This is a genomic window from Stenotrophomonas daejeonensis, assembly GCF_001431505.1.
GTDB lineage: Bacteria > Pseudomonadota > Gammaproteobacteria > Xanthomonadales > Xanthomonadaceae > Stenotrophomonas > Stenotrophomonas daejeonensis.
Genome location: NZ_LDJP01000045.1, coordinates 52394 through 66654, shown reverse-complemented (window position 1 = coordinate 66654; position 14261 = coordinate 52394). Strand labels below are relative to the sequence as shown.

Genomic DNA, 14261 nt, shown 5'->3' with positions numbered 1-14261 from the left:
CGAAACCACGGCCGCCCCCCGTCCCCTGCCCGTCCCCATTGCCGCCGGCACGCCTCCCCTGCCCGGGGTGACCACGCTGGGTTTGTCCATGCCCGAGACACGCATCGTCCTCAGGGGGTTGCCAAAAGACATCGAGGACCTTGTCCTGTCCCTGCCACCCGCCGATTTCCGCACCACTCCGGATATATGGCAATACACGGTGCGGCAAGCCATCGGCGGCATGATGCTGATTCCCCGCATCGCCGAGCGTCCCGATCGCCGCATCAGCATGGTTTCCTCCGGAGACTCTGCCCTGTGGATTCGCACCTTCGAATCGGAAAACCCGGCCATTACCGGCTATTTGATACAGGTCCGGTTCAGCTGCAAACTGGTGAAGGACAGCCCGATCCAGTTGCCCGAAGGCAGCGTCCAGGACATCTGCCTCGGGTACCCCAATGCACGGATAGGCAGCGGCCTGCGTGCCTACCGCAAGGTCGCCGGCCAAGCCATCGAGGACGTGACCGCGCAACTGACGCCTCCGGAGCAGGTGCTGGGGGAAGAGACGATGGAACGCTACAGGCAACTGGGCGCGGGCGGGCCGTTTCTGGACGACTCTTGGCTGGATCGGGTGCCGGTGGCGCGCTGGATCGTCGAATCCGACCCGGAAAATCCCCTGCCCGAAGATGCGCACACCTACGACGCCGGCTACCTGGCCCACGCCGGTTTCCTGTTATGGAACGGCGACCATTTCGAGACCCGCGCCACCGTGCCGGCCGGGTTGTGGCCATGCCCCTCGGAGCGGCCGTCCTGCCACGAAGAAGATCGCTTCGTGACCAAACCCTAGGAAAACGGTTCGCCCGGGCCCGCCGCCATCGGAAACAGCGGTGGCGGCGGGCCCGCTGCCTGCCTCAATACCCGTGCTGCCGCAACCAGGCATCGATCTGCGGCTTGCGCTCGGCGCGCAGCTTCAGCTTGGTCTGGATGCCGGCGATCATCGTCTCAGCATCGCGGCGCGAGGTCGGTGCGATGTACTTGTCGGCGTAGTCCCGGATCTTGTCGACCATCTTCAGGTCGTCCGAGCTCATGCCCAAGCCGGGGTAGTAGCGCGCACGCGAAGTGCTGTCCACCAGCGTATCCACCTTCTCGCGGTGGGCCACGGCGAAGTCGAACGCCATGTCCGCATGCTCGCGCGACACCGCAGCGATCATCCCTGCACTGTTGGTCGCACCCGGCTCGTCGGTCAGCGCCATGTCCAGTGCCCGCTGCGCCAGCGCCTTGTCCTGCGGCAGCGCCAGCAAGCCATAGTACTGGGCACGCACCATTGCCGAGGTTTCCTTCTTCGCCAGCTCGTGCAGCTTGTCCCAGGTGGCGGCATCGGCGTTGCGCGCGACCACGCCCAGCACCGTGCGACGCAGGTCGGCCGACAGTGATTCCGGGCTGGTGAGGAAGGCATCGAAACGACGCTTCGCCTCGGCGACCACCTGCTCGTCACCCATCGTGCTGAGCACGCGGATCAGACCACTGCGCAACTCCCGGGTCTGCGCCGAGTCATCCTCGCGCCCATCCCAGCCCAGCGACTGCAGCACCGGTACCAGACGCGAACGTGCGTACTTGCGGAAAGCCGCCTGGCGCGGCGCATCGCCCTTGAACATGCTGTCGATGCCACCCAGCGTGCCTGCCACCATTTCCCACAGGTCCGATGGCGCATCGGCCGCCACCTGCGCGGTCAGGTCCAGCATGTCCGACTCGGGCTGCAGGCCGACCGCCGCCAGCGCGCTGGCGTCCATCATCACGCCAAGCTGGTCCACCACCGGCAGGCGCGCAAAATCACCGCTCAGTGCCTTGAACTGCTCCGGTGCATACAGCGTGCGGTAGTAGCCCTTCTGCCCGGCATTGACCAGCACCGGCCCAGCGCAGCCCGGCAGCTCCAGCGAACCATTGCCGTCGACGAGGGTACGCACGACGGTACCGTCGGCACCGCGCACGGTCACCGGCACGCGCCAGCGCAGCGGCACCTTGTCCTTGCGGTCGATGGTGTATTCGCCCTGCTCCAGCTTCACCTGCGTGTTGCCATCCACGCAGGTACTGGCGACGCGGATCAGCGGCACGCCCGGTTGCAGGGTGAAGTCGTGCGCGACCTCGACGAACTGCTTGTCCGGCGCGGCCTTGTCCATCTCGCGCCACAGGTCGTCGGTCACCGCGTTGCCATAGGCGTGCGCACGGATGTAGCTGCGCACACCCTCGCGCCAGGCATCGGCACCCACGTAATCCTCGAACATCGCGATCACCGCCGCGCCCTTGCCGTAGGTGATGCCGTCGAAGGCCTGGCTGGCCTGCTCCACGGTGGCCACGTGCTGCACGATCGGGTGGGTGGTGGCGTAGGCATCACGGCCCATCGCGCCACGGCTGGTCATGGCCGCATCGACATTGTTGATGTCCCATTCCGGATGCAGCTTGCGGGTGGTGCGGCCCTCCATCCAGGTGGCGAAACCTTCGTTGAGCCACAGGTCGTCCCACCACGCCATCGTCACCAGGTTGCCGAACCACTGGTGCGCGATCTCGTGCGCGGCGACCGAAAACACGCGTTGCTGGTCCGACACGCCGGATACCGCCGGGTCGATCAACAGCGTGTGCTCGAAGGTGAAGATCGCCCCCCAGTTCTCCATCGCGCTGAAGAACTGGCTGCTGCCGGGCGCGGCCAGGTTGTCGAGTTTCGGCAGCGGGTAGGGCACGCCGAAATAATCGTTGTACTCGCGCAGGACCTCACGGCTGCCCTCCAGCGCGAAGCGCGCCTGCTCGACCTTGCCCTTCTGCGCGATCACGCCGATCTCGGTACCGCCGTCGTCCTTGATGGCGGCCCGCTCGAAATCGCCGGCCGCGACGAACAGCAGGTAGGTGGACATCTTCGGCGTGGTCTGGAACACCACCTGCTTCAGGCCATTGCCCAGCTCCCTGGTGCTTGCCACCGGCATGTTGCTGACCGCCATCTCGGCTTCCGGCACGTTGATGACCAGGTCGAAGGTCGCCTTGTAGCCCGGCTCGTCCCACGAGGGGATGAAACGCCGCGCATCTGAGTTCTCGAACTGGGTGAACAGCGCGCGCCGGTTACCCGACTCGGTCGGGTAGTCGAGCGCGAACAGGCCATTGGCCTGGGTGTTGATGACGCCGCTGTAATCGGTGGCAAGCGTGTAATGCCCCGGGGACAACGGCTTGCCGAAGCTGAAGGTGGCGGTCTGGTTCTCGCCATCGACACTTGCGGTTGCCGGCATCGGCTTGCCGCCGGCCGCGGCGAGCGTACTGTTGGCAAAGCGCAGGTTCGCCGCCTGCAACACGATGCTCGACGTGCTTTCCAGCACCTCCAGGTCGATCCGCACCTTGCCGTCGAACGCCATCTCCCCGGCATGCGGCGTGACCTCGACGTGGTAATGGCTCGGCCGTGCGGTACGCGGCAGTTGGGTCGTTGCCGATGATTGCCCGGCCACGGGCGTCGCAGGCGCCTCGCCTTGTGCGGATGCCGAAACACAGGTGCCGGCCAACGCCAGCGCGATTGCGGTTGCCAGGATACGACGCATGCTCACTCTCCCTTGTATGCCATCGACGGAATCAGCCAATGACGCATCGTCGCCGCCCGCGGCATGCGCCGGACAGCGCCGGAAGTCATGCTTCCGTCAATCCATGGGCAGGTCACCCGGCCGTTCCCTGGCCGCGATCAACGCCCGGTACTGGCGCGGCGCCATGCCCACCTCGGCCTTGAACTTGCGGGTGAACGCGCTCTGGTCGCTGAACCCGCAGGCCTGGCCGATGCTGGCCACGCTGTCCTCGCCATGCAGCAGGTGCAGCGCGATCTGGATGCGCAGCCGGGTGAGCACCTGCTGCGGGGTCATCTGGAACACCTTGCGGAAGCTCCGCTCCAGCTTGGACAGCGAGAACCCGGTGATGTCCAGCAGGGTCTGCATGCGCACGCTCTCGGCGTAGTGCGTGCTGAGGTAGTCCAAGGCCAACCGCAGCGGCTCGTACTGCGACTCCAGCCCACCGCGTTGCCCCAGGTCGCGGGAAATGCCGATCAGGCCCACCACCTTGCCGTTCTCGACGATCGGGCGCTTGCAGGTCAGGCACCAACCCGGCCGGCGGTTGGCAAACAGCTGCAGTTCCATGACGTTCTCGACCACCTCGCCAGCCAGCACGCGCTGGTCCTGCGCGACGTACGCCTCGCTCATTCCGGCCGGGTACAGCTCATCGGCACGCCTGCCGATCACCTCCCCGCGCGACCGCACGCCAAGCCGCTGCATCATCGTCTTGTTGACGTGGGTGTAACGCCCCGCGCTGTCCTTGGCAAAGAACAGCACGCTGGGAATGGCATCGAACAGGGCTTCGATTTCGGCAGGGTCGATTCGCATCGGCAGGAATCCGGCAGCATCGCAACGGCCGCATTCTAGCCAGCCGCCCCACTCTCCCGGACCTGCCAAAGGCAACGAATAGCGGATTGCCAACGCTTGCTTCACGCCCCGCTCTACCTGTCCGGCCTATACCTGCCGGCAATCCAATCACGGGAGAAGCGACATGACCCAAGGCGACAAGTCCAGCTATACCGACAAGCAGAAGCGGCAGGCCCGGCACATCGAGAAAAGCGAACTGGAGCACGGCCGCAGCCATGAAGCCGCCGAGCGGATCGCCTGGGCCACGGTCAACAAGCAGGATGGCGGCGGCAAGAAATCCGGCAGCGGCCGCAAGTCGCCCGGCAGCGGGAAACACTGAAGGCCGGGGCCGGCCACCTCTCAACCACCCCGAGGCAATGACTGCCGTCGGATCACCGGGGCTGGCTGCAGCCCTCCATGCACGGCCAAACCATGGCTGCCTCGAGAAGCCCGGATACGAAAAGGCCCCGCAAGTGCAGGGCCTTTCCTCATGCCACTTCGCCGGCGAGGCTCAGCCCCACGGGTCCTGCAGGATCATGGTGTGGTCGCGGTCCGGGCCGGTGGAGACGATGCTGACCGGGCAGCCGGCCAGTTCCTCCAGCGCGCGCAGGTAGGCGCGGGCGGCCGGCGGCAGCTGTTCCCACTCGGTGATGCCGTGGGTGTTCTCGCTCCAGCCGGGGAACTCCAGGTACACCGGGGTGCATTCCTCCCAGCCCTGCGCGTCCAGCGGCGCGTACTCGGTGCGCTTGCCGCGGTATTCGTAGGCGATGCAGACCTTGAGCTTCTCCATGCCATCGAGCACGTCGAGCTTGGTGATGCACAGGCCGGAGATGCCGTTGATGGCCACCGCGCTCTTGAGCGCGACGATGTCCATCCAGCCGCAGCGGCGCGGGCGGCCGGTCGAGGCGCCGTATTCGGCGCCGCGGTCGCGGATGCCCTGGCCGATCTCGTCGTCCAGTTCGGTCGGGAACGGGCCGCCGCCGACGCGGGTGGCGTAGGCCTTGGCGATGCCCAGCACGTAGTCGATCGAATCGGCGCCGACGCCGGTGCCGGCCAATGCGCCGCCGATGGTGGTGTTGGAGCTGGTGACGTACGGGTAGGTGCCGTGGTCGATGTCCAGCAGCGCGCCCTGCGCGCCCTCGAACAGCACGCGCTTGCCCTGCTTGCGCAGCTCGTGGCAGATGCCGGCCACGTCCGACTTCATCGGCTCGACGTATTCGCCGAACGCCAGCGCCTCGGCGTAGACGGCGTCGAAATCCACCGGCTCCACGCCCAGATACTTGGTCAGCACGAAGTTGTGGTAGTCCAGTGCAGCGCGCAGCTTCTCGGCCAGTTGTTCCGGGTAGTGCAGGTCGGCGATGCGGATGCCGCGGCGCGCCACCTTGTCCTCGTAGGCCGGGCCGATGCCGCGTCCGGTGGTGCCGATGGCCTTGCCGCCGGCGGCCTTCTCGCGCGCCTGGTCCAGGGCGATGTGGTACGGCATGATCAGCGGCGCGGCCGGGGAGATCTTCAGCCGCGAGCGCACTTCCACGCCGGCCGTTTCCAGTTCCTCGATCTCCTTGCGCAGCGCGGCCGGGGAAATCACCACGCCATTGCCGATCAGGCACAGCGCGCCGTCGCGCAGGATGCCGGACGGGATCAGGTGCAGCACGGTCTTCTTGCCGTTGATGACCAGGGTGTGGCCGGCGTTGTGGCCGCCCTGGAAACGCACGACCGCACCGATTTCCTCGGTCAGCAGATCGACGATCTTGCCCTTGCCTTCATCGCCCCACTGGGCGCCGAGAACAACAACTGATTGACCCATGACGGGTGACTCCTGTTTAGCTGCGGCCATCGGGGCCGCGGATGGGTAGACCGTGGCCGGGGCGGAGCCGGCGCGGTTGGCGGCCCCATCGGGGGGCGGCCGGCGCAGGCAGGGCCCGGACACGGAAAAAGCCGGCGGGGTCACCCCACCGGCTTTGCGAGATTATCCGGGTTTTCCGCGGCAGCCGCCAGCGCGGCCGCGCCGCGGTTCAGCCAGCCGTCGTCAGTGCCGCGACTGCCACGCCCGCATCGCCAACTCGAAGGAACGCAGCCGCGCGGCGTGGTCGAAGACGTTGGCGGTGATCATCATCTCGTCCGGGCGGTGGCGCGCGGCAAATGCCGCCAGCCCCTCGCCGACCTGCGCCGCATCGCCCAGCACGGTGCAGGCCAGCGCCCGCTCCACACCGGCCTTTTCATGCGGCTCCCAGAACGCCTCGATGTCGTCCACCGGCGCCGGGATGCGCCCCGGCCGGCCGCGCCGCAGGTTCACGAAGCTCTGCTGCTGGGTGGTGAACAGCCGCCGCGACTGCGCCTCCGATTCGCTGGCCACCACGTTCAGCGCGAGGATCACCCAGGGCTCGGCCAGCCGTGCCGAAGCACGGAAATCGCGGCGATAGAGCGCCACCGCCTCGTCCATCGCATCCGGGGCGAAATGCGAGGCGAACGCGAACGGCAGGCCCATCGCCGCCGACAGGCGCGCGCTGAACAGGCTGGAGCCGAGCAGCCACACCGGCACCTCGACACCCGCCCCCGGCACCGCCTGCACACCCTGCCCTGGCTGCGCCGGCTCGAAGTAGCGCAGCAGTTCGGCCACATCCTGCGGGAACTGGTCGGCGCTGTCGAAATAGCGGCGCAGGGCCCGCGCGGTGGGCTGGTCGGTGCCCGGCGCCCGGCCCAGGCCGAGGTCGATGCGCCCCGGGTACAGCGAGGCCAGCGTGCCGAACTGCTCGGCCACCTGCAGCGGCGAATGGTTGGGCAGCATGATGCCGCCGGCACCGACGCGGATGGTGGAGGTGCCACCGGCGACGTGGCCGATCAGCACCGAGGTCGCCGCGCTGGCGATGCCCGGCATGTTGTGGTGCTCGGCCAGCCAGTAGCGGCGGTAGCCCCAGCGCTCGGCATGGCGGGCCAGATCGAGCATGTTGGCGAAGGCCTCGCGGGGCGTGGCACCTTCGCAGACCGGGGCCAGGTCGAGGATGGAAAGGGGGATCATGCGGTGGTTTCCGGCGGACGTCGGAAACGACATGGGGGTCCGCCGGGGCGTTTCCCATCCATCCGGAACGGCCATCACCCGGACACTGTTTTCCGCGGTGATTCCACCCTCACCCACAGGAGTACCGCTCTCGTAGGTGTCGGGCTTGCCCGACACAGGGGCATTACCGGGAAAGCCACATGCGGGGCAAGCCCCGCATCTACGGAGTTGCTGCGTCCACCAGCGGCTGCAACTGCGGGTCCAGCGCCACGCGCTCGTCGAACACGAAGCAACGGCCCTCGTAGCCTTCGCCGCCGACGTCCTCGAAATAACCGAGGATGCCGCCATCCAGCTGCAGCACGTTGTCCATGCCGTCGTTGCGCATCCACAACGCGGCCTTCTCGCAGCGGATGCCGCCGGTGCAGAAGCTGACCACGGTGGCATCGGCCAGCCCGGCGCGGTGCGGTTCCAGCGCCGCCGGCAGGTCGGTGAAGCGGGCGATCGGCAGGGTCAAGGCGCCGGCGAAGGTGCCGTGCGCGAATTCCTGCTCGTTGCGGGTGTCGAGCATCACCACGCGCTTGCCGTCGTCATCATGGCCCTGCCGCAGCCAGCGTTGCAGCGTGGCCGGAGCCACGGCCGGGGCGCGCGGGTAGTCCAGCGGCTGGCCGTCGTCGCGGCGGAAGCTGATGATCTCCTGCTTGACCTTGGCCTTGAGCCGCGCGAACGGCTGCATATGGCTATGGCTGTATTTGACGCGCATGTCGGAAAAGCGCGCATCATCTTTCAATTCGCCATAGAAGGCATCGATGCTTTCGGCACTGCCGGCCAGGAACAGGTTGATGCCCTCGCCCGCGACCAGGAGGGTGCCGCGCAGCTCCAGCGCCTGCGCCCGCTCCAGCAGCCGGGCGGCCAGCGCTTCGGCATCGGCGATGGAAACGAAGTGGTAGGCAGCGGTATTGACGATCATGCCGCCATTTTACCTGCACTCAGCCACGCAGCAGCACGAACGGCAGCAGCACCAGCGCCGCCGCCGCGAGCATGCCCAGCAGCATGGCGAGCACGTACAGCGGCCGCCGGCGGAACAGCGTGGCGAAGGTTTCGGCGGTGCCGTCGCGCAGCCCGGCTTCGCGCTCGGCGCGCACGCGCTGCGAGCGCTCGCTCTGGTAAGCGTCCATCAGCGCCTTCGCGCGCGGGTGGTCGCCACGCTCGCGCAGCCAGATGCCACCGAAGGAAATGCCCCACGGGCTGGGTTCGGTGCGGTACCAGGCGATGCCGTTGCGGTCGAGCAATTCGCCGACTTCGCGGCTTTCGTCTTCCTCGACGTTGCGCAGGTTGAGCAGCAGTTTGGCCATGCCGCCATGATACCCGCAGGCGATGCGCTACCCTTGCGTGTTTCGTATCCGTGAATACCGCCATGCGTCGTCTTTTCGCCAGCTTGCTGCTGTCCCTGCCCCTTGCCGGCTGCACCCCGCCCGGCCCGCCGCCGGGAGGCAGCATCGCGGCTTTCGAGCGCATCGACACCGTGCCGGGCAACGGCGCCGAGGCCGTGCCCGGCAGCAAGGTCACCGTGCACTACACCGGCTGGCTCTACGACGAACGCACTGCCGACAGGCACGGCGAGAAGTTCGACAGCTCGCTGGACCGCGCCCAGCCGTTCACCTTCAACCTCGGCGAGAAGCAGGTCATCCGCGGCTGGGACGAGGGCGTGGCCGGCATGAAGGTCGGCGGCAAGCGCACGCTGCTGATCCCGGCCGAGTACGGCTACGGCAACCGCCGCACCGGCCCGATCCCGGCGGGCTCCTCGCTGGTGTTCGACGTCGAACTGCTCGATGTCCAGCCCCGCTGAAACCCGTCCCACGGGAAAGCGCGTCGCGGTGATCGGCGGCGGCCCGGCCGGGCTGTTCGCCGCCGAGCGCCTGCGTGGCGCCGGGCTGCCGGTCGATCTGTACGAAGCCAAGGGCTCGCCGGGACGCAAGTTCCTGATCGCCGGCAAGGGCGGGCTGAACCTCACCCATTCCGAACCGCGTCCCGGGTTCGACGCCCGCTACCGCGAGCGTGAGGCGGCGGTCGCCAGCTGGCTGGACGGGTTCGACGCCGACGCACTGCGCCGCTGGGCGCAGGGGCTGGGCGTGGAGACCTACGTGGGCAGCTCCGGGCGCGTGTTTCCGCTGGACCGCAAGGCCGCGCCACTGCTGCGCGGCTGGGTGCGGCGCCTGAAGGAACAGGGCGTGCGCTTCCACGTCCAGCACCATTGGCTGGGCTGGAACGACGACGGCAGCCTGCGCATGCGGACCGCCGCCGGCGAAACCACCGTGCGGGCCGACGCCACCGTGCTGGCACTGGGCGGCGGCAGCTGGCCGCAGCTCGGCTCCGATGGCGGTTGGGTGGAGGCGCTGCGTACACGCGGCGTCGAAATCGCACCGTTGCAAGCGGCCAACTGCGGTTTCGACATCGACTGGAGCACGCACTTCCAGCAGCGCCACGCCGGCAGCCCGCTCAAACCGATCATCGCGCATTGGCGCGACGCACATGGCACCGCGCATGCATTGCAAGGCGAATGCGTGGCCAGCGGATACGGCATCGAAGGCAGCGTGATTTATGCCATCGCCGCCGATCTGCGCGAGGCGATCAACCGTGATGGCCACGCGATGCTGGAACTGGACCTCGTCCCCGGCCGCGAGCTGCAACGCCTGCACGCCGACCTCGCACGCCCGCGCAAAGGCCGCAGCTTCGGCGAACACCTGCGCCGCGCCGCCGGTGTGGATGCGGCCAAGGCTGCGCTGGTATTCGAAATACTCGGCAAGGACGCCGGCAACGACCTGGATGCGGTGGCGCGCACGCTCAAACGCCTGCCGCTGCGCCTGCTGCGCCCGCGCCCGATGAGCGAGGCCATCAGCACCGCCGGCGGCGTGCGGCTGGAGGCGATGGACGCGCGGCTGATGCTGCGTGCCCTGCCCGGCGTGTTCTGCGCCGGCGAAATGCTGGACTGGGAAGCCCCGACCGGCGGCTACCTGCTGACCGCCTGCTACGCCAGCGCCCTGCGTGCCGCCGAAGGCGCGGTCGATTGGCTGCGGTGAGCGCATCCCCATGGATGCGGGGGGCCTGCCCCGCATGAAGCGTTCCCGGTGAAGCCTCCGCACTGCTTCCGTAGGTGCGGGGCTCGCCCCGCACGAAGCTTCACCGGAAAAGCCTCCATACGGGGCGAGCCCCGTACCTACGACTCCTGCTCGGGCCTCAGCACAGCTTGGTTCCCCGCAATGCCGCGATCCGCGGCGGCGGGCCGAACGAGTCGCTGCGCGCATCGGCCCAGTATTCGCGGAACACCGCATGCTCGGGCACCCGGTCCAGCAGCTCGCCGGGGGCCAGGTAGCGGTACAGCGTCGCCATCGAGCGGATCTCGGTGGGCGAGACGCGACGCAGGATGTGCTCGGGCCCGAGTTCGGAAGGATGCTGCAGACCGGCCGCCCCCAGCAGGTCGCGCAGCGCGCGCAGGGTGTTGTCGTGGAAGCTGGCCACGCGGTGCGCCTTGTCTTCCGGTTCCAGGTGCTTCCAGCGGCTCGGGTCCTGGGTGGCGATGCCGGTGGGGCATTTGTCGTTGTGGCAGCTCAGCGACTGGATGCAGCCCAGCGCGAACATGAAGCCGCGCCCGGCATTGCACCAGTCCGCGCCCAGCGCGATGGTGCGGGCGATGTCGAAGGCGCTGGTCACCTTGCCGGCGGCACCGATGCGGATGCGCTCGCGCAGGTTCAACCCCACCAGCGTGTTGTGCACCAGGATCAGGGCTTCGTTCATCGGCACGCCAACGTGGTCGATGAACTCGGCCGGCGAGGCACCGGTGCCGCCCTCGGCGCCATCGACCACGATGAAGTCGGGCAACAGCCCGGTCTCGTGCATCGCCTTGGCGATGCCGAACCATTCCCATGGGTGGCCGATGGCGAGCTTGAAGCCGGTCGGCTTGCCGCCGGACAGCTCGCGCAGCCGCGCCACGAACTGCAGCAGCCCCACCGGCGTGGAGAACGCCGAGTGTTGCGCCGGCGACACGCAGTCCACGCCCATCGGTACGCCGCGGGTAACCGAGATTTCCGCACTGACCTTGGCCGCCGGCAGCACCCCGCCGTGGCCCGGCTTGGCGCCCTGCGACAGCTTGATCTCGATCATCCTCACCTGGTCGTGGTTGGCGTTGGCGACGAAGCGCTCCTCGCTGAAACCGCCCTGCTCGTCGCGGCAACCGAAATACCCCGAGCCGATTTCCCACACCAGGTCGCCGCCATGCTCGCGGTGGTAGGGCGAGATCGAACCCTCGCCGGTGTCGTGGTAGAAGCCGCCCAGCTTCGCGCCCTTGTTCAGCGCGCGGATGGCGTTGGCCGACAGCGAGCCGAAGCTCATCGCCGAGATGTTGAACACGCTGGCCGAGTACGGCCTGGCGCAGCCGGCGCCGATCACCACCCGGAAATCATGGTCGGCGGCGTGGGCGGGCGCCAGCGAATGGTTGATCCATTCGTAGTCCACCGCATAGGCGCTGCGCAGCGTGCCGAACGGCACCACGTCCATCACGTTGCGCGCACGCTGGTAGACCAGCTGCCGCTGCTGGCGCGAGAACGGCACGTCGTCCAGGTCGCTCTGCACGAAGTACTGGCGGATCTCCGGGCCGATGGATTCCAGCCCGTAGCGGAAGTGCGCCAGCACCGGGTAATTGCGCCGCAGCGTGCTGCGCCGCTGCAGCATGTCCCACGTGCCCAGCAGCGACATCGCGCCGAACAGGCCCACGCCCCAGTACCAGGCAGGCCAGTGCAGGGCCAACGCCAGCGAGACCGGCAACAGGACCAGGGCCAACACGTAAACCAGATAGCGATGCATTGCCGTCCTCTTGCGATTGCGGAAATTACAGGCGGTCGTCCACGACGTGGCGCGGCCATGCCGACTTCACGTCGTAGACCACCATGTCCGGCACGCCCAGCGCGCGGATCCGGGCCTCGTCGAACGCGCGGAACTGGCGATGCGCCACGGCCAGCACCACCGCGTCGTAGTGGTTCTGCGCGGGCGCGTCGCACAGCGCCACGCCGGATTCGTGCGCGGCCTCGGCCGCATCGGCCCACGGGTCGAACGCATCCACCGCCGCGCCCTGCCCGGCCAGCAGCCGCACCAGGTCCAGCGCGCGGCTGTTGCGCATGTCCGGGCAGTCCTCCTTGAAGGTGACGCCCAGCACCAGCACCTTCGCGCCGCGCAAAGACTTGTTCCTGCCTTCCAGCAATACGCGCACGCGTTCGACCACGTGCGCGACCACGCGGTTGTTGACCTGCCGCGCGGTGTGGATCAGGTCCGGGTGGTAACCGACGCTCTCGGACTTGTGCAGCAGGTAGTACGGATCCACGCCGATGCAATGGCCACCGACCATGCCCGGCCGGAACGGCAGGAAGTTCCACTTGGTACCGGCCGCTTCCAGAACATCCAGCGTGTCGATGCCGAGTTTGTCGAAGATCAATGCCAGCTCGTTGACCAGCGCGATGTTGACGTCGCGCTGGATGTTCTCGACCACCTTGGCCGCCTCGGCCACGCGCAGCGACGGTGCGCGCCAGGTACCGGCGGCGATGATGCGCCGGTACAGCGCGTCCACCGTCTCGGCCGCCTCCGGCGTGGAGCCGGAGGTGATCTTGCGGATGTCCGGCAGCCGCCGCTGGCGGTCGCCCGGATTGATCCGCTCGGGGCTGTAGCCGCAGTAGAAATCGATGTTGAAGCGCAGCCCGGAGCCCTGCTCCAGCAGCGGCACGCAGACTTCCTCGGTAGTGCCGGGGTAGACCGTGGACTCGTAGACCACCAGGTCGCCGCGCTTGAGCGCGCCGGCGATCAGCCGGCTGGCACCGCGCAACGGTTCAAGATCGGGCTGCTCCCAGGCGTCGATGGGCGTGGGCACGGTGACGATGAAGACGTTGCACTGCGCCAGCTCGGCGGGATCGGCGCTGTAGCGCAACCCGGTGGCGGCAGCCAGTTCGGCATCGGCCAGCTCCAGCGTGCGGTCGTGGCCGTTGTGCAGCTCGGCCACACGCGCCACGTCGATGTCGTAGCCCAGTACGTCCAGCGCCTTGCCGAATTCCACCGCCAGCGGCAGGCCCACGTAGCCCAGGCCGATGATGGCGATGCGCGGCACGGTGGCTGCGGTGATGTCGGCGCTCATGCCATCCCTTCGTGGTTGCGAACTGGTGCCCGGAGCCGGAATCGAACCGGCATGGCCTCGCGGCCGGCGGATTTTAAGTCCGATGCGTCTACCAGTTTCGCCATCCGGGCATCGCGATAGCGTGCCTGATCGGCGCGCGCTTGTGAATCGCGCCTCTCCCGTGGCGGCATGCGCGCCCCCACTTCCCCGGCCATCGCCGCCACGCTCACCCCAGCATCTGCAGGCTCGGCCAGCGTGACATCTGGAACCGCCGCCAGAAATTCTCCGCGATGCGTTCGGCGGCATCATCGGCCAGCCGCTGCATCGGCGGGTTGCCCAGCCCGGCGGTAGTCTGCCGGAACAGGAGCAGCCAGCGCTCGAACAATTCCTCGCGCAGCTCGTCGATCACCATGTGCTTCTGCACCGGCGCGCCACGGAAACGCCGCGTGCCGCGCAGCAGGGCCGACCAGAAATCGACCAGGTGCAGCATGTGCTCCTCCCAGTCGTGGACATGGGCCTCGAACACCGGCCCGAGCATGTCGTCCTCGCGCACGCGGCCGTAGAAGCGCCGCACGAGGCGGTCGACCTCCTCCTCGCTGCACAGGTCGAGTGCCGGCTGCGGCAGGCGTTCTTCATTCATTCGCGGTTCCTCGTTGCACGGGCTGCGCGTGCCGGCTGCGGGTACTTGATCCAGATCAAGGCCCGCCATCGCGGGGCCACC

11 protein-coding genes, 1 tRNA gene and 2 pseudogenes are annotated in these 14261 nt (G+C 68.1%); 4 read left to right on the top strand and 10 right to left on the bottom strand.

Features of this window, described 5'->3' with window-relative positions; translation table 11 throughout:
* A pseudogene (locus tag ABB34_RS08220) lies at positions 1-823 on the top strand (hypothetical protein); the annotation flags it as partial.
* 64 nt (positions 824-887) lie between these two features.
* Here ABB34_RS08220 and ABB34_RS08215 read toward each other — a convergent pair.
* Both ABB34_RS08215 and ABB34_RS08210 read right to left on the bottom strand, forming a co-directional pair.
* A complete protein-coding gene (locus ABB34_RS08215; protein WP_057640829.1) occupies positions 888-3551 on the bottom strand; it encodes a M1 family metallopeptidase in 2664 nt (887 codons plus the stop codon).
* 96 nt (positions 3552-3647) lie between these two features.
* Positions 3648-4376 (bottom strand): AraC family transcriptional regulator, encoded by a 729-nt coding sequence (locus ABB34_RS08210; protein ID WP_057640828.1) that lies wholly within the window; start codon positions 4374-4376, stop codon positions 3648-3650.
* A 163-nt stretch (positions 4377-4539) separates the two neighbouring features.
* Between ABB34_RS08210 and ABB34_RS08205 the strand changes: the two are divergent.
* Positions 4540-4710, top strand: a pseudogene (locus ABB34_RS08205) (HupB); the annotation flags it as partial.
* Positions 4711-4905: 195 nt separating this feature from the next.
* On the opposite strand, the gene ABB34_RS08200 reads toward ABB34_RS08205, so the two are convergent.
* The 4 genes from ABB34_RS08200 to ABB34_RS08185 all read right to left on the bottom strand — a co-directional run bounded on the left by ABB34_RS08200 (position 4906) and on the right by ABB34_RS08185 (position 8741).
* On the bottom strand, positions 4906-6198 hold the full coding sequence (locus ABB34_RS08200; RefSeq protein ID WP_057640826.1) for an adenylosuccinate synthase: 1293 nt from the start codon (positions 6196-6198) through the stop codon (positions 4906-4908).
* Positions 6199-6420: 222 nt separating this feature from the next.
* Positions 6421-7410 (bottom strand): LLM class flavin-dependent oxidoreductase, encoded by a 990-nt coding sequence (locus tag ABB34_RS08195; RefSeq protein ID WP_057640825.1) that lies wholly within the window; start codon positions 7408-7410, stop codon positions 6421-6423.
* Between the two features lie 199 nt (positions 7411-7609).
* Positions 7610-8356, bottom strand: a complete 747-nt coding sequence (locus ABB34_RS08190) for a sulfurtransferase (protein WP_057640824.1) — start codon at positions 8354-8356, stop codon at positions 7610-7612.
* Between the two features lie 19 nt (positions 8357-8375).
* The gene (locus tag ABB34_RS08185) at positions 8376-8741 is read right to left on the bottom strand and encodes a DUF6164 family protein (protein ID WP_057640823.1); all 366 of its coding nucleotides are present in this window, start codon (positions 8739-8741) and stop codon (positions 8376-8378) included.
* Positions 8742-8803: 62 nt separating this feature from the next.
* Between ABB34_RS08185 and ABB34_RS08180 the strand changes: the two genes are divergently transcribed.
* Together ABB34_RS08180 and ABB34_RS08175 are read left to right on the top strand one after the other, a co-directional pair.
* Entirely contained in the window at positions 8804-9235 is a 432-nt protein-coding gene (locus tag ABB34_RS08180; RefSeq protein WP_057640822.1) for an FKBP-type peptidyl-prolyl cis-trans isomerase, read from the top strand.
* The gene (locus tag ABB34_RS08175) at positions 9219-10466 is read left to right on the top strand and encodes a TIGR03862 family flavoprotein (protein WP_057640821.1); all 1248 of its coding nucleotides are present in this window, start codon (positions 9219-9221) and stop codon (positions 10464-10466) included. Before ABB34_RS08180 ends, ABB34_RS08175 begins: the two co-directional genes overlap by 17 nt.
* A 157-nt stretch (positions 10467-10623) precedes the next feature.
* On the opposite strand, the gene ABB34_RS08170 is transcribed toward ABB34_RS08175, so the two are convergent.
* The 4 genes from ABB34_RS08170 to ABB34_RS08155 form a co-directional block, all read right to left on the bottom strand.
* The gene (locus ABB34_RS08170) at positions 10624-12246 is read right to left on the bottom strand and encodes an FMN-binding glutamate synthase family protein (RefSeq protein WP_057640820.1); all 1623 of its coding nucleotides are present in this window, start codon (positions 12244-12246) and stop codon (positions 10624-10626) included.
* 25 nt (positions 12247-12271) lie between these two features.
* Entirely contained in the window at positions 12272-13561 is a 1290-nt protein-coding gene (locus ABB34_RS08165; protein WP_057640819.1) for a nucleotide sugar dehydrogenase, read from the bottom strand.
* 23 nt (positions 13562-13584) lie between these two features.
* A tRNA-Leu gene (locus ABB34_RS08160) sits at positions 13585-13671 on the bottom strand.
* 95 nt (positions 13672-13766) lie between these two features.
* The gene (locus tag ABB34_RS08155) at positions 13767-14180 is read right to left on the bottom strand and encodes a group III truncated hemoglobin (protein WP_057640818.1); all 414 of its coding nucleotides are present in this window, start codon (positions 14178-14180) and stop codon (positions 13767-13769) included.
* Between the last annotated feature and the right edge of the window lie 81 nt (positions 14181-14261).